The sequence below is a fragment of the Shinella sp. Sh6 genome (genome assembly GCF_055392685.1).
This window is the reverse complement of the sequence record NZ_AP044005.1, coordinates 64,524-82,437: the sequence shown is the minus strand read 5'-3', so window position 1 is coordinate 82,437 and position 17,914 is coordinate 64,524. Positions and strand designations below refer to the sequence as shown.

Sequence of the window (17,914 nt, the reverse complement as noted above, 5' to 3'; positions counted from 1 at the left end):
TTCCCCGCGGAACAGGTCAGCGGATCTCACCGGCCTGCGGGCCCCAGGTGTCCGTCATGGCAAAGCCGTTCGCCAGCGGGTCGCTCGGGTCGAGCGCGATCTGGTGCAGGCCGAAGGTCCAGCCGCGGCCGGTGATGGTGGGGATGATCGCCTTGCGGCCGGCGACCGTGGTTTCGCCGGCAAGCCCCACTTCGAACTCCGAGCCGATGATCGAGCGCGAGCGGAACGTGTCGCCGACCTTGGCGAGGCCGCGCGCGTGGAGCGTCGCAAGGTTGGCGGAGTTGCCGGTGCCGCAGGGCGAGCGGTCGACGCGGCCCGGCCACATGGTCGTGGCGGTACGCACGAGGCCGTCCGGGTCGCGGTCGCGGAACATGACATAGGCGACGCCGCTGATTTCCGGGATTTCCGGGTGCACGATCGTCATCGATTTGTTGATGAGGTCCTTCAGCGCCATGCCGGCATCGACCAGCGCGCGGGCATTGGCCTTCTCAATCTTCGTGCCGATCTGGTCGACGTCGACCAGCGCATAGAAGATGCCGCCATAGGAGATGTCGAAGCGCACGCGGCCCCAGTGGGGCGTGTCGATCTCCACGTCCAGCGCCTCGACGAAGGAGGGCACCATGGTGAGCTTGACCTTCTCGCAGCGCCCGTCGCGGCAGGTCGCCGTCGCCTTGACGAGGCCGGCGGCCGTGTCGAGCACGACGACCGTTTCCGGCTCCTTCATCTCGACGATGCCCGATTCGAGGAGCGCCGTGGTGACGCAGATCGAGTTGGAGCCGGAGGAGGCATGGGCCTGGTCGGCCTGGAGGATGATGAAGCCGGCATCCGCCTCGGGCCGCTTGGCCGGCACGAGGAGGTTCACCGAGCCGGTCGCGGCCGCGCGCGGCTCGAGGCACAGGAAGCGGCGCAGGCTGTCGTCCACCGTGTTGATGTGGTTGAGCTGCTCGGCGATGGTGTTGCCGGGGATCTTCGGCACGCCGCCGATCGCCACCTTGCCGATCTCGCCCTCGCAATGAACGTCCAGCAACTGGATCGTGCGCTTCCATCTCATGTCGTATCGCTCCGTTCGCGCCGGCCGTCCGGCTTTCCGTCCTCTGATATATCAGATCGGACACGGTTCCAACAGCTTTTCATGCGGCCCATTGGCGCGCTACGAAAAGGCATCCGCCGGCCGGCGGAGGCATCCCGCCCGAGAGACCCTTCCATGACCAAGCTCATCGTCTTCACCGACCTGCATATGGTGCCCGAGGGCACGACGATCATCGGCCTCGATCCCTGCAAGAGGCTGCTCGCCGGCATAGAGCACGTCAACCGCTATCATGCCGATGCCGACCGGGTGATCATCACCGGGGACCTGACGCACCGCGCCGACACGCTGTCCTACGAGCGCCTGCGCGACCTCCTTTCCCTTCTCGTGCCGCCCGCTGCCATCACCATCGGCAACCACGACTACCGCGAGCGCTTCCTGGAGACCTTTTCCCATGTCGCGCCGGATGAGGACGGCTTCGTGCAGCAGGTCATCGACTTTGCCGATTGCCGCGCGGTGCTGCTCGATACGCTGTTCGCCCCGCCCTACGACTATCCGATGAGCCATGCCGGCTATCTCTGCGAAAAGCGCCTCGCCTGGCTCGAGCGGGCGCTGGCGACGGCGAACGGACTGCCGGTCCTTCTCTTCATGCATCACCCGCCGCACAGGACGGGCTTTACCGGCATGGATGCGATCCGCCTCGGCAACGAGGACGCCTTCTACGATCTCGTGCTGAGGCACGGCAATGTGCGCCATATCTTCGCCGGCCATGTGCACCGCACGATCGGCGGCTCGCATCGCGGCATCCCCTTCTCGATCTTCAAGAGCCCGGTGCACCAGCAGCCGATGCCCTTCGACATGCCCAACGCCTCGCTCTCGGTGGACGAGCCGGGCGCCTACGGCATCGTCGTGGTGACGGAAGAGGGACTTCAGGTGCACAACGAGGACTACGAGATCGCCCGGCGCGACCCGGCCATCGCCTGAGACGGGATTAACGGGCGTCATACATCGTGAAGGTCCGTCCGCGTTCTGCGGGAACCGAGGCCGGCATCTTACGTTCTCTCCGCCGAAGGGGTGGCAAACCCAACGTTCGAAGGAGAAGAACATGCGTAAGATTCTCATCGCCGGCGCGGCCCTTGCCCTTATCGGCGCCACCGCGGCCCATGCCGACGACCGCGACAAGGAAGCCTTCGGCGGCGCAGCCGGCGGGGCTGCGGGCGCGGCGGCCGGTGCCGTCATCGGCGGTCCGGTCGGCGCCATCGTCGGCGGCGTCGCCGGCGCTGCCATCGGCGCGGAAGCCGCCGTTCCCGAGGATGCCCGCGTCTATGTGATGGACAACCCGACGCCGCCCGTGGTGCTGGAAGGCCCCGTGAGCGTCGATACCCGCTTCGACGACACCGTCGCGCTGACGCCGATCCCGGACCATCCGGACCTTGCCTATGTGTATGTCGACAACCGCCCGGTGATCGTGCGGGCCGACAGCCGCCAGGTGATCTACGCGCCCGACATGGGCACGACGGCCAGCGTCTCGTCCGACATTCCGGAAGCGACCATCACCTATGTCGAGCGCCATCCCGTCGAGCCCGTCGTGCTGGAAGGCCCGGTCGAGGCCGGCGTGACGGTTCCCGACACGGTACAGATCGTCGAAGTGCCGGAAAACCCGAACTACGGCTACATCTATGTCGACCAGCGCCCGGTCCTCGTCGACCGCGGCACGCGGCAGGTGCTCTGGGTCCGGTAAGATCGCCGGACCGGCAGGCAACAGCAAGGCGGCCCCTCAGGGCCGCCTTTTTACTGGCCGACGGCGGTGACGGTCGTATCCTCGACGGAATTGCCGAGGCGCCGCCACTGGTCGTCGTAGTTCTTGCGCGTCACCGGATCGAAGACGGCGATGGGCGTGGAGACGACGATGCTTGCGGCGCTGCCGACCGTCTGGGCCGTGCCGAGCGCGACGGCGCCGAGCCGCTCGCCGAGGCCCACCTCGGAATCCGTCACCGTCTGCCCGTCGATCAGGCGGTTGCCGATGAGACGCACCACTTCGGGGCTCTCGGCGAACTTGCCGTGGTTCAGCCGGTCGCCGGATTTGAGCGCCGTCAGGTCGAGCACGGTGATGCCCTGCTTTTCCAGCATGCTGCGATAGGGCTCCTCGGCCGGGTTGATCTGGCCGAGCCGGTCGACATTGCCGGAAATGCGCCGCGAGAGGGTCAGCGCCCGGTCGTCACGCGAGACGAACAGGGTGAAATGCGGCCGCGGCTCGCCGATGGCGCGAAGCTGCTGGCCGAAGACGTCGACATCGAGATCGGGCGAGGCGAGGATGACCTGCTGGATCTTCTTCGGCACGCGCCCGTCGCGGATCGCCATCTGCCGCAAGGTCTCGACCGCAAGCCACGTCCCCATCGAATGGGCCATGACGGTGACCTCGCCCACCTCCGGCTTGGCGACGACCGCCCGCAGCAGTTCCTCCAGCGCATCGCGCGAATAGTTGGTGCTTTCCTTGTCGTAGGAATAATCGAAGATGCTGGCGCGCGAGGGCCAGGTGAAGATCACCGGCGCCGCGTCCGTCTTGGAATCGTGCACGATCTGCGCAAAACGGTAGACCGCGTCCTCGTAGCGGTTGTTGAAGCCGTGGACGAAGACGAGCACGCGCCGGCTCTTCGGCAGGTTGCGGTCGAGCCAGACCCGCCCGGCCCTTGCCGCATCGAGCGGCTCGACGCTGACGGTCGCAAAATCCTTCTCCGGATCGGCCGGCAGCTTGGAGGGCCATTGAACCTGCCCGACCTTGCGCTTGCCGTCCGGCGGAATGGAAACGACGATCTCGCGCAACTCGATGTCCGAGCCGCGCTCGCCGGAGAAGAGGACGCCCGGCACGCGCGAGGGCGCGCGCGTCGTCGCCACGAGCAGGTCGACGGTGGAAACGCCCGGCGCCACCTTGCCGCTCGGCACCAGCACGCCTTCCGGCCGGCCGGCACATCCGGCCAGCGCCAGCAGCCCGGCGAAGATCACGCGACGCAATACGCGCGGCATCCGGCGGTTCGTCATGGCCCGCGTCCTTCCGCTAACCCGTTTCTTCCTGCTTAGCCGAGCGGCGGCGGGTTTTGAAGGCGAGGGAAAAGATTGGCGGGCCCGCGTGGCATATCGGTCACGCCGTATCGGTCATGCGGGCGCGGCCGACGCGGATGACGTTTTCCATGGCGCGGCGGGCACCCTCCTCGTCGCGGCGGCGGATCTCCTCGACGATGCGCATGTGGCTTGCCGCCACGTCGCCGATCTTGCCGCGGTCGGCCGCCGGCGAGCTCAGCTTGAAGACGCCGGCGAGCGCCGCCTCGATCAGGCTGCCGACGGTGCGCATGAAGGGATTGCGCGAGGCCTCCATGACGGCGAGGTGGAAGCGCAGGTCCGCGAGCGCCAGCGTCTCGGCCGTATGGTCCGGATCGCCCATGGCGACGGCGAGCAGCATCATCTGGTTGATATCCGCTTCGCCCGCATGGCGGGCGGCGAGCGCGGCGGCCTGCGGCTCGAAGCCGAGGCGGATTTCGCTCAAATGCAGCAGGAAGCCCTGGTCGACGCCCACGGCGAAATGCCAGGTGAGGATATCGCTGTCGAAGAGGTTCCACTGGTCCTTCGGCGTCACGCGGGTGCCGATGCGGGCGCGCGGCACGACGAGGCCCTTGGCGGCGAGCGTCTTCATCGCTTCGCGCAGGACGGTGCGGGAGACGCCGAAGCGCGCCTCCAGTTCCTGGTCGCCCGGAAGCGTCGCACCGACCGGGAATTCGCCGGAAACGATGGCCTTGCCGAGTTCGTGGACGACCTGCGAATGGCTGGTGCGCGCCCCCGTTCCGCTCATCATCGTTTCGATCAGGCCCTTCCTGCGCACCGGCCGACCTCCCTAGTCCCGGACCGCGTCAGGCATGTCGCCTCCGCCGGTCCGTGAGGTGGATAAGCCCCTTCTGCAGGAGGATGAAGGCGAAGAGCAGGAGGCCGATGAGGATCTTCGTCCACCAGCTCGACAGCGAGCCGTCGAAGGTGATGTAGGTCTGGATGAGCCCCTGGATGAGGATGCCGACCAGCGTGCCTGCAACGAAGCCGGAGCCCCCCGTCAGCAGCGTGCCGCCGATGACCACCGCGGCGATGGCGTCGAGCTCCACGCCCACCGTCGCCAGCGAATAGCCGGCGGAGGTGTAGAGCGAGAAGACGATGCCGGAGAGACCTGCAAGGAAGCCGGAGAGGGCGTAGATGAGGATCGTCGTGCGGCCGATCGGAACGCCCATCAGCCGGGCCGTCGGCGCGCCGCCGCCGAGCGCATAGACATTGGCGCCGAAGCGGGTGCGGTGGGCGATCAGGATCCCGGCCGCGAAGACGACGAGCATCAGCCCGCCGATGAAGGTGATGCGCCCGCCGCCCGGCAGCTTGTAGTAGATGCCCTTCAGCGTGGCGTAGAACGGATGCTTGATCGGGATCGAATCGATCGACAGCACGAAGGCCATGCCGCGCGCCAGGAACATGCCGGCGAGCGTGACGATGAAGGGTGGCATTTCGAGGTGATGGATGATCGCCCCCATCAGCGCGCCGAAGGCCGTGGTGATGGCGAGCGCCAGCGCGAAGGCGACGAGCGGGTGGATGGACGTCTTTTCCAGAAGCACGGCGAGGAAGACGCCGGTGAAGGCGATGACCGCGCCGATGGAAAGGTCGATGCCGCCCGACAGGATCACGAAGGTCATGCCGACCGCCGCGATGCCGAGGAAGGCGTTGTCCGTCAGGAGATTGCCGATGACCCGCGTCGACAGCATGTTGGGATACTGGCCGATGCAGACGGCATAGGCGACGATGAAGATCGCGATGGTGGCGGCGAGCGGAAAATAGCGCGGGTTCATTTCGCTTCCTCTTCCGTCTTGGCCGGCGCTGCCCCTTGCGAGCGGGACAGGAAGACGAAGGCCGACTGCGCGCGCGGCGACTGGATGACAAGGATCAGGACGATGATCGCCGCCTTGATGATGAGGTTGAATTCCGGCGGGAAGCCCGACAGCAGGATGCCCGTGTTGACCGACTGGATGATGAGCGCGCCGAGCAGCGAGGCGGCGATGGAGAAGCGCCCGCCGAGCAGCGAATTGCCGCCGACGACGACCGCCAGGATCGCGTCGAGTTCGAGCCAGAGCCCGGCATTGTTGGCGTCGGCCCCGCGGATGTCGGCGGCCGCGATGATGCCGGCGATGGCCGCGCACAGGCCGCACAGCACATAGGCGGCGATCAGCAGTACCCCGGTCGAAACGCCCGACAGCATGGAGGCGCGCCGGTTGACGCCGAGCGCCTCGATGAGCATGCCGAGCGCCGTGCGGCGCACGACGAGCGAAACGACGAGGCCGAAGACGAGCCAGATGACGACCGGCATGGGAAGGCCCAGCAGGGAGCCGCTGCCGATGAAGATGAGGCCCGGATCGTTGAAGGTGAGGATCGCCCCTTCCGTGATGAGCTGCGCGATGCCGCGGCCGGCGACCATCAGCACGAGCGTGGCGATGATCGGCTGGATATCCAGCACGGCGACGAGGACGCCGTTCCACAGGCCGCACAGGATGCCCGTGCCGAGCGTGACGAGCAGCGTTCCGACCAGCCCGTAGCCGGAGGTGATGCAGGCGGCGGCGACCGCCCCGCAGATCGCCATGACGGCGCCGACCGAAAGGTCGATGCCCTTGGTGGCGATCACCACGGTCATGCCGATGGCGAGCAGCGCCACGGGCGCGCCGCGGTTGAGGATATCGATCAGGCTGCCGTAGAGGCGCCCGTTCTGCATCTCGAGCCGGAAGAAATCGGGAAAGGCGAACGAGACCATCAGGAGGATGACGACGAGCGCGGCGACCTGCGGGAAGAGGCGGACGGCGTAGGCCTTCAGGGTCGATGTCATGCGTCCGCCCTCCCGGCCGAGGCCGAGGCCGCGATCGCCTCGACGATGCCGGCCGTGGTGACCTCTTCGCCGACGAGTTCGGCCACATGCGCCCGGTCGCGCAGCACGATGACGCGGTGCGAATAGGCGACCAGTTCTTCCAGTTCCGAGGAGATGACGATCAGCGACATGCCTTTCTCGCAGAGGGATTCGATGAGGCGGATGATCTCCGCATGCGCGCCGACATCGATGCCGCGCGTCGGCTCGTCGAGGATGAGGAAATCCGGGTTCGTGGCCAGCCAGCGGGCGAGGATCGCCTTCTGCTGGTTGCCGCCGGACAGCAGCTTGATCGGCTTCTCGCGATCCGAGGTGCGGATGTCGAGCGCCTTGATGTACTGGTCGGCGAGCCGGTCCTGCTCGGCACGGCTGATCGGCCGCGCCCAGCCGCGCCGGGCCTGTAGGGCGAGCGCGATGTTCTCGCGCACGGAAAGGTCGCCGACGATGCCGTCGACCTTGCGGTCTTCCGGGCAGAAGCCGAATTTCTCGCGGATCGCCGCGCGCGGCGAGGACAGGTCGAGCCCCCGGCCGGACGTTTCCGCCGTGCCGCTGTCGGCGCGCTCGGCGCCGAAGAGGATTTCCGCCGTCTCGGTGCGCCCCGAGCCGAGCAGGCCGGCAATGCCGACCACCTCGCCGGCGCGCACGTCGAGGTCGAAGGGCTCGATATGGCCCTTGCGGCCGAAGCCGCGGAAGCGGAAGCGCACCTCGCCGTCCGCCGCCTTGGCGGCGTGCTCCGTCGCCACCTCCTCGACCAGCTCGCGGCCGAGCATCATGGCGATCAGGTCGCGGCGCGGCAGGTCCGCCGTCTCGCGCGTGCCGACGAGCTGGCCGTTGCGCAGCACGGTGATGCGGTCGGAGAGGTCGTAGACCTGCTCCAGGAAATGGGTGATGAAGACGATGCCGAGGCTGCGCTCGCGAAGGCGTCGCACGATGCGGAAGAGCATGGCCACTTCATGCGCGTCGAGGCTGGCGGTCGGTTCGTCGAGGATCAGCACCTTGCCGGAAAGATCGACCGCGCGGGCGATGGCGACGACCTGCTGCACGGCCACGGAATAGGCGGCAAGCTCGGCGGTGACGTCGATGTCGAGTTCGTATTCGGCAAGCAGCGCCCGGGCGCGCCGATTCATCTCGCGCGTATCGATAAGGCCGAAGCGCTTCGGCTGGCGGCCGAGGAAGAGGTTTTCGGCGACCGTCAGGTTCGGCAGCAGGTTCACCTCCTGGTAGACCGTGCCGATGCCGAGGTTCTGTGCCTCCAGCGTGCTCTGCGGATCGATATCCGCGCCGTCGAGCAGGATGCGCCCGCCGTCGCGCCGGTAGGCGCCGGTGAGGCATTTGACGAGTGTCGACTTGCCCGCGCCGTTCTCGCCGAGCAGGGCATGCACCTCGCCGCGCCGCAGGGAGAAATCGACGCCGTTCAGCGCCCTGGCGCCCGGGAAGATCTTGTCGATCCCCGTCGCCGAAAGAACATAGGAATTCACCGGCTGCATGATCCCCACCCGTGTGACGATTGCCGCACGCCGCCCTCGCAAGGAGAGCGGCGTGTCAGGTGGATACCTTGCGCCCGATCACGAACCGGCCGCAAGGTCCCGGGAGAGATCAGTAGCCGAGGCCCTTCTTGGCTTCGTAGACCTTCATCGGGTCGTCGGCCTGGGTGTAGAGCTTGGATTCCGTCTGGATCCACTTCGGCGGAACCTTGCCGTCCTTGCGGTAGGCTTCGAGCGCGTCGAAGGCGGGGCCGGCCATGTTCGGCGTCAGTTCGACCGTGGCGTTCGCTTCGCCGGCGGCCATCGCCTGGAAGATATCCGGAACCGAGTCGATGGAGACGACGAGGATATCCTTGCCCGGCTTGAGGCCGGCTTCCTTGATCGCCTGGATGGCGCCGACGGCCATGTCGTCGTTGTGGGCGTAGAGCGCACAGATGTTCTTGCCGCCGTCTTCCGCCTTCAGGAAGCTTTCCATGACTTCCTTGCCCTTGGTGCGGGTGAAGTCGCCGGTCTGGCTGCGGACGATCTTCAGGTTGTCGTGGCCGGCAATGGCTTCCTCGAAGCCCTTCTTGCGGTCGATGGCCGGCGAGGAGCCGGTCGTGCCCTGCAGTTCGACGACGTTGCACGGCTTGCCGGCGACCGTATCGACCAGCCACTGGCCGGCAACCTTGCCTTCGTGAACGGTGTCGGAGGTGACGGCGGTCAGGTAGAGGTCGTCCGACGCATCGACCTTGCGGTCGAGCAGGATGACCGGAATGTCGGCATCCTTGGCTTCCTGAAGCACTTCGTCCCAGCCCGTGGCGACGACCGGCGCCATCAGGATGGCGTCGACGCCCTGCGCGATGAACGAGCGCAGCGCCTTGATCTGGTTTTCCTGCTTCTGCTGTGCATCGGCGAACTTCAGGTCGATGCCGCGCTCTTCGGCCTGCTGCTTGGTCAGCGTGGTCTCGGCGGCGCGCCAGCCGGATTCAGACCCGATCTGCGAAAAGCCGACGGTGAGATCGGCGGCGGATGCGGCGCTGAACATCGAGGCAGCAAGGATCGTTGCACTGGCAAGTGCTAGTTTGAACTTCATGATATCCTCCCAAAGAAAGCTGCTCCTCAGCAGCGCGGCTAAAACATCATATTGTATTACTATTGTAAACCGTCAAAATGAAACCGCGCGCGATTTTTCTGCTCGACGCGGTGAAGGCCCCGGTTTTCAGGCAGGCGCGCCTTACGGAAAGCGATTCCCGTTGCGCCGCGACGCAGCTATATCTGCAAGCCGCCGCACCGTCCCGCCGGCCGAAGGATGCCTCATGAAACGCTTCGACGACCTCCCGCAGCCGGACGCGCTTGCCGCGAATATCGCCGGCATCTTCAAGGACCGCGTCACCGGGAAGGCGGCGCCGGCGACCCGCTTTACCCTCTTCGACGCGACGGGAACGGTACATGAGGGCGGCTTCGGCGATGCCGGCGCAGCGGGCGATCCGCCCGGCTCCGGCGCCCGGTTCCGCATCGCCTCCTGCACCAAGAGCTTCACCGCCGCGGCCATACTCCTGCTGCGCGACCGGGGACGGCTCTCGCTCGACGAGCCGGTGACGCGCTACGTCCCGGCGCTCACCCCCACGCTGCCGGCCGGCAGGCCCGAGGCCCCGACGCTGCGCATGCTCCTTTCCATGTCCGGCGGGCTTCCGACCGACGACCCCTGGGCGGACCGACAGGAATCGCTGAGCGCCGCCGCCTTCGACGCGGTGCTGCGCGCGGGCGTGCGCTTTGCCGCCGTGCCGGGAACGCGCTTCGAATATTCCAATCTCGGCTATGCGCTGCTCGGCCGGGTCATCGAGGAGGTCGGCGGCAAGTCCTATCCCGCCTTCGTCACCGAAAACCTCCTCCAGCCGCTCGGCCTCGAGGAGACGGGCTTCGATCCGGCCGCCGTCCCGGCAGGCAGGATGGCGATGGGCTTCCGCCAGACGGAGGCCGGCTGGCAGCCCCTCCCCTTCACCGGGCCCGGCGCCTTCTCCGCCATCGGCGGCGCCGTCACGACGACGGGAGACCTCGTGCGCTGGGCGAACTGGCTTTCCGAAGCCTTCCGGCCGGACGCTGCGGAAGACGGCCCCCTCTCCGCCGCCAGCCGGCGCGAGATGCAGCATATCCACTGCGTCATGACGCCCGGCCCCGGCGAGGATTTGCGCCTGAGGGGCTACGGCTACGGCCTCAACATCGAGCACGACGCGCGGTTCGGCGCGATCGTCAGCCATTCCGGCGGCTATCCCGGCTTCAGCGCGCACATGCGCTGGCATCCGCAGACCGGCCTCGGCGTGCTCGCTTTCGAGAACGCCACCTATTCGGGCGCCTGGATCCCCGTCACCGCCGCCCTCGAACGCCTGCTCGAAGCCGCCCTCGACAACGAGCCCTCGGCCGTCGAGCCGCCCGCGGCCGTGCGCACGCTCGCCGCCGGCCTCTGCCGCCTCGTCGCGGACGGCTGGGACGACGCCCTCGCCGACACGATCTTCCTGGAAAACGTCGCCCTCGACCGGCCCTATGCGGAACGCGCCGCGGACCTTGCGGCCATCCGCGAAAAAGCCGGCACGCCGGACGTGAGAAACATGAAGATCCTGCCCGCCGACCGGGACGGCGCCGACGGCGGCTTCGGCCGCTTCGAACTCCACCTGCCCGCATCGGCAGGCATAATCGTCGCCAAGGCCCTCTGCGGCCCGCCGCAGCCGATGAAAATCCAGTCCATCACCTGGCAGCTATAGCCGGACGAAACCCGGCTCATCAAGCTAAGATGATTGCGCCTGCAAAACCGATTTGCTTTGGGAAAATGAAATGGCGCACCCGAAGAGATTCGAACTCCTGACCCCCAGATTCGTAGTCTGGTGCTCTATCCAGCTGAGCTACGGGTGCGCTGGCAGTGGCGGGCGTTGTGCCCGGCTGCGAGGCGGTTCTCTAAAGGGTGCGCGGGGTTATTGCAAGCGCCTTTCGGAGAAAAAGTGCACTTTTTTCATCGCGCCGTCATGAAGCCGGACGGTCAGGCGCGGTGGCGGAAGGCGTCGAGCGGGACGGGACGGTCGGGCAGCTCGATGCGGAAGAGCGTGCCGGGCGTCGCCTTCTCCACCAGCGCGATCGTGCCGCCATGGGCAAGCACCAGCTCGCGGGCGATGGCAAGGCCGAGGCCCGTGCCGCCGGAGCGCACCGAGCCGCGGAAGGCGGCGAAGAGGTTTTCCCGCGCCTTTTCCGGCATGCCGGGGCCATTGTCCTCGATGGCGATGGAGACGACGCTGCCGGTGCGAAGCCCGCTCACCAGCACGGTGCGCCGCTCGATGCCGGGATCCTGCGTGAGCGCCTCGACGGCATTGCGGCAGAGATTGTGGATGACGCGGAAGAGCTGCTCGCCGTCGGCGTCGACCTCCAGCCCCGGCTCGATCTGCGCGACGAAGGCGATATCGCCGCGCGCATCGAGCGACAGCACCTCGGAGACCTCCTGCACCAGCGGATGGAGGGCGACGAACCGGCGGCGCGGCTCGGGCTCGCGCATGCGCCCGTAGGACAGCACCTCGTTGGTATAGCCCACCGCCCGGTCGATGCTGCGCAGGAGCTTCGGCGCGACGCGCTTGACCACCGGGTCGTCGACATCCGACAGGCGGTCGGACATCAACTGGGCCGAGGAGAGGATGTTGCGCATGTCGTGGTTGATCTTGGAGACGGCAAGGCCGAGATCGGCGAGGTTCTTCTGTTCCTTCAGCGTGCGCTGCAGCGTCTGCTGCATGGCGGCGAGGTGGACGCCGGCGACGGCGATCTCGTCGCGCCCGCCCGAAGGCTCCAGCACGCGCGCCGGATTGGACGGGTCGGCGGCGAATTGCCGGATATTGGCGGTCATGCCGCGGATGGGGCGGATCAGCAGCCGGTTGAGCGCGAAGAAGATCGGGCTTGCGGTGATCAGCGAGATGACCATGGAGATGATGAAGATGTTGCGCGCATAGCGCAGCATGGCGCGCCGGAGCGGACCTTCGTCGAGCAGCAGTTCGATGCGCGTCGTCGTCTCGCCGACCGGGCCGTAGACGCGGATGACGCGCTCGCCGCCGAAGAGCAGCGTGTCGAAGGCATCGTAGATCGAGGTGGGCAGCGAGACGTCGGAAAGGTCGTATTGCGCATCGACGCTCGGCGGCATGTCGACGGCGGCGACCATGCGCGAGGCGTCGGCCTTCTTCAGCACGATCGCCTTCGTGCCGGTTGCCAGCAGCGTTTCCTCCTGCACCGGGCGCGGCAGCTCCTGGTCGGGAAGGCCCTCGATGACGACGCTGGCGGCGGCGGCCGTGTTCAGCCGGTCGCGCAGCCACATCAGCCGCATGTTCGCGACCGAGGGCACGAAGATCAGCACTTCGGCGATCATCACGAAGACGGCGGTGAGCAGCAGCAGCTTGCCCGAAAGGCCGGACAGGAAACCGACCGCCGGCACCGGCGTCTCGGTCAAGGACGGCGTCGCGTCTCTGTCCATCATCGTTCAACTCCCGGACATGCCGCATCGCGGCGCCCGGCCGCGGGCGCCCTCGGCCACAGCCGACAGCCAATTATAGGAGATTGCGGCAAATTTTCCAACGCGCCCGCAAAAAGCTAGGCAAAACGAGAACGCGGCGGTCCTCCGACCGCCGCGCCAGATCCGGGAATGCCGGCTCTTCTCAGAATTCTTCCCAGTTCTCCTGTGCCGCCGCGGCGGAACCGCCGCCGCCGAAGGCGCGGGCGACATTGCCCATCATGCGGCGGGCGGGCGATTCGACCGGGCGGGTTTCCGCCCGCACGGCCGCGACGCGCTGGACGGCCTCGCCGGTGCGGAAGCGCGCGACGAGATCGGCAAGCCCGTCGGCCTCGCCCTTCAGCTTGTGGGTGGCCGCCGAGGTCTCCTCGACCATCGCCGCGTTGTGCTGGGTCACCTGGTCCATCTGGTTGATGGCGGTGCTGATTTCCTGGAGGCCCGTCGCCTGCTCGCGCGCGGCCGTGGCGATCGCATGGATGCGGTCGTTGATGGTGACGACGCGGCCTTCGATGTCGGAAAGCGCCGCCCCCGTCTCCTGCACGTACTTGACGCCGACCGAGACCTCGCTGCCCGACTTGGTGATGAGGCCCTTGATGTCCTTGGCGGCGCTGGCGGCACGCTGGGCGAGCTCGCGCACTTCCTGGGCGACGACGGCGAAGCCCTTGCCGGCTTCCCCGGCACGCGCCGCTTCCACGCCGGCGTTCAGCGCGAGAAGGTTCGTCTGGAAGGCGATCTCGTCGATCACCGAGATGATTTGGCTGATCTCGCTGGACGCCTGCTCGATGCGGCCCATGGCGTCGATGGCGTTGCGCACGATGGCGCCGGACTGGGTGGCGCTCTGCGTCGCCTCGCCCACCATGACGCTCGCCTCGTTCGCCCGTTCCGTCGAGTTCTTGACGGCGGCGGTGATCTCCTCCAGCGCGGCGGAGGTCTCCTCGAGGGCGGCGGCCTGCTGCTCGGTGCGCTTGGATAGGTCGTCGGAGGCGGTGCGCAGCTCGCCGGAATTGGCGTTGATCGCATCCGTCGAGGCGCGCACCTCGCGCATCGTGCGCTGGAGCGTGGCGAGCGTCGTGTTGACGTTCTGCTGCAATTCGGCGAAGGCGCCGCGGAAGTTGCCGTCCATGGTCTGCGTCAGGTCGCCCTCGGCGAGCGCGCCGATCACGCGGCGGGTTTCGGCAATGCCTTCCTCGACGCCGGCGACGAGCTCGTTGACGGAACGGGCGAAGCGGTTGAGGTCTTCGTTCTGGTAGTCCTTGGCAATGCGCGAGGAGAAATCGCCGGCGGCGGCGGCATGCACGACGGTCGCGATGGAGGACTGCAGGTCCGCGCTCTTCTCGCGCAGGATCTGCTCCTGGGCATTGAGGTCGCGCACGGTGATGGCGTTCTGGCGGAAGACGGCGACGGCCTCGGCCATCTCGCCGATCTCGTCCTTGCGGCCGGCATAGGGCACTTCCGTATCGAGATCGCCGCCGGCAAGCCGCTTCATCGTGTCGGTGACGTTCCGGATCGGGCGGCTGAGTTCGTTGGTGGCGATGTAGAAGGCAATGCCGCCGCCGAGCACGAGGCCGGCGCCGATCGTGCCGAGCACCAGCATCAGCATCGTCGTCTCGAAGGCGGCGACGTCCGCCCGGATCGCCGTCAGGTTCTCGTTGTCCGTCGCCACGACGGCATCGATCTCCTTCTGGAAGGCCTTGCGGTTGGCGCGGTTGCCCTCGTTGTTGCCCTGTTCGTTGGCGGCGGCCGGGGAAACCTCCGTGCCGAGACGCGCGGTCTCCGCACGGAAGGTGCGGAATTCGGCGGCGCGGGCGACGACGGCGTCGAAGGCGGCCTTCTGCGCTTCCGGCACGAGCGGACGCCATTCGTTCAGCGTGCGGTCGATGCCGTCGAGCTCCTTGCCGATGCCTTCGGCGAACTTGGCGGCGCCCTCGGTGTCCTTGGAGGCATAGACCCCGCGCGCTTCCATGACCACGGCCGTGACCTGCCGGTTGAGGTGCTCGCCGAGGAAGGCGCGGTCCGCGGCATTCTCGTAAAGGCGCAGCTTCTCGCTGTATTCCGAGACCACATGGACGGCGATGCCGCCGATGAGGACGGAAATGAGGCCCATGACGCCCACGATGAGGTAAATCTTGCCGCGTATCTTCACGTCGCACTCCAAAGGCAGGAAAGAGGTGGCGAAACGGCCCGGCCATTCGCCTTCGGGTAGAAAGGTAAATGCTAAAAGTTAATTAGATTTTGACAGGTTCGTGACGCGGCCAAGCATATGCTTTTTCTCTAATTTTCCTCGCCCGGCAGAACCCGTAGAAATTCAAGGTCTTGTCCTTACCTTACGTGAAGCAGGTATTGGCCCCGCCCGGCAGCGGCGGGCGCGCGGCGCGCGGGCGCGTTAACGATTGTGACGGCGGCGGGCGCGTGGGGGCGGGTGCGATTGACTTTCGGCCGTCTTTGCCCTTATAAGCCGCGCACGTCCGGAAAGCCCGCCTTCCCCGCGAAGGCAGGGCTATGCCGGACTTTCAACGCTCTTGCTTAAACGCAAACCCAAGAAGGGCCGCACACCGCGGTATTAAATAAATGACGAAGCGTACCTACCAGCCTTCCAAACTCGTCCGCAAGCGCCGCCACGGCTTCCGCGCCCGCATGGCAACGAAGGGCGGCCGCAAGGTTCTTTCCGCACGCCGCGCCCGCGGCCGCGCGCGTCTGTCGGCCTAAGGCCGGCTTGCCCGAACAGAGGCGGCGGGCAAATGACCAAACCTGTTGAAAAACCTGCTGTCGGACGGCTGAAAAGCCGTCCGCAGTTTCTTTTCGTGCGCGAGGGCGAGAGGCGCAAGGGACCGCTGTTCCTTCTCGAAGTGCGCGACCGGCAGATGCCGGAGGAACCGCCCCGCGTCGGCTTCACCGTCACCAAGAAGCACGGCAACGCCGTGGAACGCAATCGCATGCGCCGGCGCCTGAAAGAGGCGGTGCGGCTGTCGGCCGGGTTTGCAATGCAGCCCGGACACGACTATGTGGTTGTCGCCAGACGGGACGTGCTCGGCGCGTCCTTCGACAAGCTGGTAGCCGGTCTCAACGACAGGATCGCGGCAGGTAGCAAACAGAAGCAGCAGCAGCGCCCTGCTGCTCCCGGGAAAGAATGATGGAAAAAAACCGCAATTACTTCGTGGCGATCGCGCTTTCCGTGCTGATCCTCATCGCCTGGCAGTTCCTCTACGTGAACCCCAAGCTGGAGAAGGATCGCGCCGCGCTGGAGGCCCAGCAGGCCGCACAGACGCAGCAGACGACGACCGCCGCCGGCGACACGGCGACCACGACCACCACCACGACGACGGGCACGGCGAGCGGCACGCTGCCGGCCGGCGCCGGCGCGGCGACCGAGACGCGCGAGGCCGCGCTTGCCAAGTCCGCCCGCGTCGAGATCGACACGCCCTCGCTTGCCGGCTCCATCAACCTGACGGGCGCCCGCTTCGACGACCTGAAGCTGAAGGGCTTCCATGAGACCGTCGACAAGACGAGCCCGATCATCACGCTGCTGAGCCCCGCCGAGACCGAGCACGGCTACTTCGCCGAGCTCGGCTATGTCGGCAACGAGGAAGCCGGCCAGGTTCCCGGCCCGCAGACCGTCTGGACGCAGGAAGGCACCGGCAAGCTCACGCAGACGACGCCGGTCAAGCTCACCTACACCAACGACAAGGGCGTCACCTTCACCCGCACGATCTCGGTCGACGAGCACTACATGTTCACGATCGACGACAGCATCGAGAACCGTTCGCAGACGGCGATCGCGCTGTCGCCCTACGGCCGTTCCACACGCTTCTTCAAGTCGACCGATCCCACCACCTACGTGCTGCACGAAGGCTTCATCGGCGTGCTCGGCGACCTCGGCCTGCAGGAAGTCAAGTACAAGGACACCGAGAAGGAAACGACCGTCGCGCCCGGCAAGGCGACCGGCGGCTGGCTCGGCATCACCGACAAGTATTGGGCGACCGCGCTCGTGCCGCCGCAGACGAGCCCCTACGAGACGCGCTTCTCCTACTTCCAGGACGGACGGCCGCGCTACCAGGCGGACTACCGCCAGGACGACATCACGCTCGCCCCGGGCCAGACGACCGACGTCAAGAACCTGTTCTTCGGCGGCGCCAAGGAAGTGCCGATCATCGACCAGTACAAGACCTCCTATTCCATCCCGCATTTCGACCTGATGATCGACTGGGGCTGGTTCTGGTTCTTCACCAAGCCGATGTTCCAGCTTATGGACTTCTTCTTCCGCTATTTCGGCAATTTCGGCATCGCGATCCTCATCACCACGATCGTCGTCAAGGCCCTCTTCTTCCCGCTTGCCAGCAAGCAGTACGCCTCCATGGCGAACATGAAGAAGGTGCAGCCGAAGATGGAGGAGCTGAAGGCCAAGTTCGGCGACGACCGCATGGGGCTGCAGCAGGCGATGATGCAGCTCTACAAGGAGGAGAAGATCAACCCCATCGCGGGCTGCTGGCCGGTCCTTCTCCAGGTCCCCGTGTTCTTCGCGCTCTACAAGGTCATCTACGTCACGATCGAGATGCGCCATGCGCCGTTCTTCGGCTGGATCCGCGACCTTTCCGCGCCCGACCCGACGTCGCTCTTCAACCTCTTTGGCCTCCTGCCCTACGACGTGCCACACTTCCTGATGATCGGCGTCTGGCCGCTCATCATGGGCGTCACCATGTTCCTGCAGATGCGCATGAACCCGACGCCGCCAGACCCGACCCAGGCGATGATCTTCACCTGGATGCCGATCGTCTTCACCTTCATGCTGGCGGCCTTCCCGGCCGGCCTCGTGATCTACTGGGCCTGGAACAACACGCTCTCGATCACCCAGCAGGCGGTCATCATGAAGCGCCACGGCGTGAAGATCGAGCTCTTCAACAACCTGAAGAACCTCTTCGGCAAGAAACCCAAGCCATCCTGACGCTTCGCCGGACAGG

The 17,914-nt window shown here is 66.6% G+C and carries 15 protein-coding genes and 1 tRNA gene; 6 read left to right on the top strand and 10 right to left on the bottom strand.

Annotated features, from left to right (window positions below; translation table 11 throughout):
- Positions 1 to 16: 16 nt before the first annotated feature.
- Entirely contained in the window at positions 17 to 1,051 is a 1,035-nt protein-coding gene (locus tag ACZ5TO_RS00400; protein WP_464799152.1) for a proline racemase family protein, read from the bottom strand.
- A 153-nt stretch (positions 1,052 to 1,204) separates the two neighbouring features.
- Here ACZ5TO_RS00400 and spdA point away from each other — a divergent pair, with 153 nt between their 5' ends.
- Both spdA and ACZ5TO_RS00390 read left to right on the top strand, forming a co-directional pair.
- Positions 1,205 to 2,011 carry a 2', 3'cyclic nucleotide phosphodiesterase SpdA gene (spdA, locus tag ACZ5TO_RS00395; RefSeq protein ID WP_464799151.1) on the top strand — a complete coding sequence of 269 codons (807 nt, stop codon included), beginning with the start codon at positions 1,205 to 1,207 and terminating at the stop codon, positions 2,009 to 2,011.
- A gap of 121 nt (positions 2,012 to 2,132) precedes the next feature.
- The gene (locus tag ACZ5TO_RS00390; RefSeq protein WP_184145700.1) at positions 2,133 to 2,768 is read left to right on the top strand and encodes a DUF1236 domain-containing protein; all 636 of its coding nucleotides are present in this window, start codon (positions 2,133 to 2,135) and stop codon (positions 2,766 to 2,768) included.
- Between the two features lie 50 nt (positions 2,769 to 2,818).
- Here the strand turns inward: ACZ5TO_RS00390 and ACZ5TO_RS00385 are convergent, their stop codons facing one another.
- From ACZ5TO_RS00385 to ytfQ, 6 genes are all read right to left on the bottom strand, one after another.
- Positions 2,819 to 4,066, bottom strand: a complete 1,248-nt coding sequence (locus ACZ5TO_RS00385; RefSeq protein WP_464799150.1) for an alpha/beta hydrolase — start codon at positions 4,064 to 4,066, stop codon at positions 2,819 to 2,821.
- A 100-nt stretch (positions 4,067 to 4,166) separates the two neighbouring features.
- On the bottom strand, positions 4,167 to 4,874 hold the full coding sequence (locus ACZ5TO_RS00380; protein WP_184145775.1) for a FadR/GntR family transcriptional regulator: 708 nt from the start codon (positions 4,872 to 4,874) through the stop codon (positions 4,167 to 4,169).
- Positions 4,875 to 4,929: 55 nt separating this feature from the next.
- Entirely contained in the window at positions 4,930 to 5,898 is a 969-nt protein-coding gene (yjfF, locus tag ACZ5TO_RS00375) for a galactofuranose ABC transporter, permease protein YjfF (protein ID WP_184145702.1), read from the bottom strand.
- Complete coding sequence (locus tag ACZ5TO_RS00370) at positions 5,895 to 6,923, bottom strand: ABC transporter permease (protein ID WP_184145703.1); 1,029 nt, start codon at positions 6,921 to 6,923, stop codon at positions 5,895 to 5,897. Before ACZ5TO_RS00370 ends, yjfF begins: the two co-directional genes overlap by 4 nt.
- A complete protein-coding gene (ytfR, locus tag ACZ5TO_RS00365) occupies positions 6,920 to 8,446 on the bottom strand; it encodes a galactofuranose ABC transporter, ATP-binding protein YtfR (protein ID WP_464799149.1) in 1,527 nt (508 codons plus the stop codon). Before ytfR ends, ACZ5TO_RS00370 begins: the two co-directional genes overlap by 4 nt.
- 109 nt (positions 8,447 to 8,555) lie before the next feature.
- On the bottom strand, positions 8,556 to 9,518 hold the full coding sequence (ytfQ, locus tag ACZ5TO_RS00360) for a galactofuranose ABC transporter, galactofuranose-binding protein YtfQ (protein ID WP_184145705.1): 963 nt from the start codon (positions 9,516 to 9,518) through the stop codon (positions 8,556 to 8,558).
- Between the two features lie 223 nt (positions 9,519 to 9,741).
- On the opposite strand from ytfQ, the gene ACZ5TO_RS00355 reads away from it, so the two are divergent.
- Complete coding sequence (locus ACZ5TO_RS00355; RefSeq protein WP_464799148.1) at positions 9,742 to 11,184, top strand: serine hydrolase domain-containing protein; 1,443 nt, start codon at positions 9,742 to 9,744, stop codon at positions 11,182 to 11,184.
- 71 nt (positions 11,185 to 11,255) lie between these two features.
- Here ACZ5TO_RS00355 and ACZ5TO_RS00350 read toward each other — a convergent pair.
- From ACZ5TO_RS00350 to ACZ5TO_RS00340, 3 genes are all read right to left on the bottom strand, one after another.
- Positions 11,256 to 11,332, bottom strand: a tRNA-Arg gene (locus tag ACZ5TO_RS00350).
- Positions 11,333 to 11,456: 124 nt separating this feature from the next.
- Entirely contained in the window at positions 11,457 to 12,926 is a 1,470-nt protein-coding gene (locus ACZ5TO_RS00345) for an ATP-binding protein (protein WP_464799147.1), read from the bottom strand.
- A 178-nt stretch (positions 12,927 to 13,104) separates the two neighbouring features.
- A complete protein-coding gene (locus ACZ5TO_RS00340; protein ID WP_464799146.1) occupies positions 13,105 to 15,102 on the bottom strand; it encodes a methyl-accepting chemotaxis protein in 1,998 nt (665 codons plus the stop codon).
- Positions 15,103 to 15,527: 425 nt separating this feature from the next.
- Between ACZ5TO_RS00340 and rpmH the strand changes: the two genes are divergently transcribed.
- From rpmH to yidC, 3 genes are read left to right on the top strand one after another with little or no spacing between them, the layout of a single operon-like run.
- On the top strand, positions 15,528 to 15,665 hold the full coding sequence (gene rpmH, locus ACZ5TO_RS00335) for a 50S ribosomal protein L34 (RefSeq protein WP_184145709.1): 138 nt from the start codon (positions 15,528 to 15,530) through the stop codon (positions 15,663 to 15,665).
- 32 nt (positions 15,666 to 15,697) lie between these two features.
- On the top strand, positions 15,698 to 16,090 hold the full coding sequence (gene rnpA, locus ACZ5TO_RS00330) for a ribonuclease P protein component (protein WP_184145710.1): 393 nt from the start codon (positions 15,698 to 15,700) through the stop codon (positions 16,088 to 16,090).
- Positions 16,087 to 17,898 carry a membrane protein insertase YidC gene (gene yidC, locus ACZ5TO_RS00325; protein ID WP_464799145.1) on the top strand — a complete coding sequence of 604 codons (1,812 nt, stop codon included), beginning with the start codon at positions 16,087 to 16,089 and terminating at the stop codon, positions 17,896 to 17,898. Before rnpA ends, yidC begins: the two co-directional genes overlap by 4 nt.
- Positions 17,899 to 17,914 lie beyond the last annotated feature (16 nt).

Excerpts from the sequence above, each read along its gene's own strand:
- ACZ5TO_RS00400 (WP_464799152.1), bottom strand. The coding sequence starts at position 1,051 with ATGAGATGGAAGCGCACGATCCAGTTGCTGGACGTTCATTGCGAGGGC.
- spdA (WP_464799151.1), top strand. The coding sequence starts at position 1,205 with ATGACCAAGCTCATCGTCTTCACCGACCTGCATATGGTGCCCGAGGGC.
- ACZ5TO_RS00390 (WP_184145700.1), top strand. The coding sequence starts at position 2,133 with ATGCGTAAGATTCTCATCGCCGGCGCGGCCCTTGCCCTTATCGGCGCC.
- ACZ5TO_RS00385 (WP_464799150.1), bottom strand. The coding sequence starts at position 4,066 with ATGACGAACCGCCGGATGCCGCGCGTATTGCGTCGCGTGATCTTCGCC.
- ACZ5TO_RS00380 (WP_184145775.1), bottom strand. The coding sequence starts at position 4,874 with ATGATGAGCGGAACGGGGGCGCGCACCAGCCATTCGCAGGTCGTCCAC.
- yjfF (WP_184145702.1), bottom strand. The coding sequence starts at position 5,898 with ATGAACCCGCGCTATTTTCCGCTCGCCGCCACCATCGCGATCTTCATC.
- ACZ5TO_RS00370 (WP_184145703.1), bottom strand. The coding sequence starts at position 6,923 with ATGACATCGACCCTGAAGGCCTACGCCGTCCGCCTCTTCCCGCAGGTC.
- ytfR (WP_464799149.1), bottom strand. The coding sequence starts at position 8,446 with ATGCAGCCGGTGAATTCCTATGTTCTTTCGGCGACGGGGATCGACAAG.
- ytfQ (WP_184145705.1), bottom strand. The coding sequence starts at position 9,518 with ATGAAGTTCAAACTAGCACTTGCCAGTGCAACGATCCTTGCTGCCTCG.
- ACZ5TO_RS00355 (WP_464799148.1), top strand. The coding sequence starts at position 9,742 with ATGAAACGCTTCGACGACCTCCCGCAGCCGGACGCGCTTGCCGCGAAT.
- ACZ5TO_RS00345 (WP_464799147.1), bottom strand. The coding sequence starts at position 12,926 with ATGATGGACAGAGACGCGACGCCGTCCTTGACCGAGACGCCGGTGCCG.
- rpmH (WP_184145709.1), top strand. The coding sequence starts at position 15,528 with ATGACGAAGCGTACCTACCAGCCTTCCAAACTCGTCCGCAAGCGCCGC.
- rnpA (WP_184145710.1), top strand. The coding sequence starts at position 15,698 with ATGACCAAACCTGTTGAAAAACCTGCTGTCGGACGGCTGAAAAGCCGT.
- yidC (WP_464799145.1), top strand. The coding sequence starts at position 16,087 with ATGATGGAAAAAAACCGCAATTACTTCGTGGCGATCGCGCTTTCCGTG.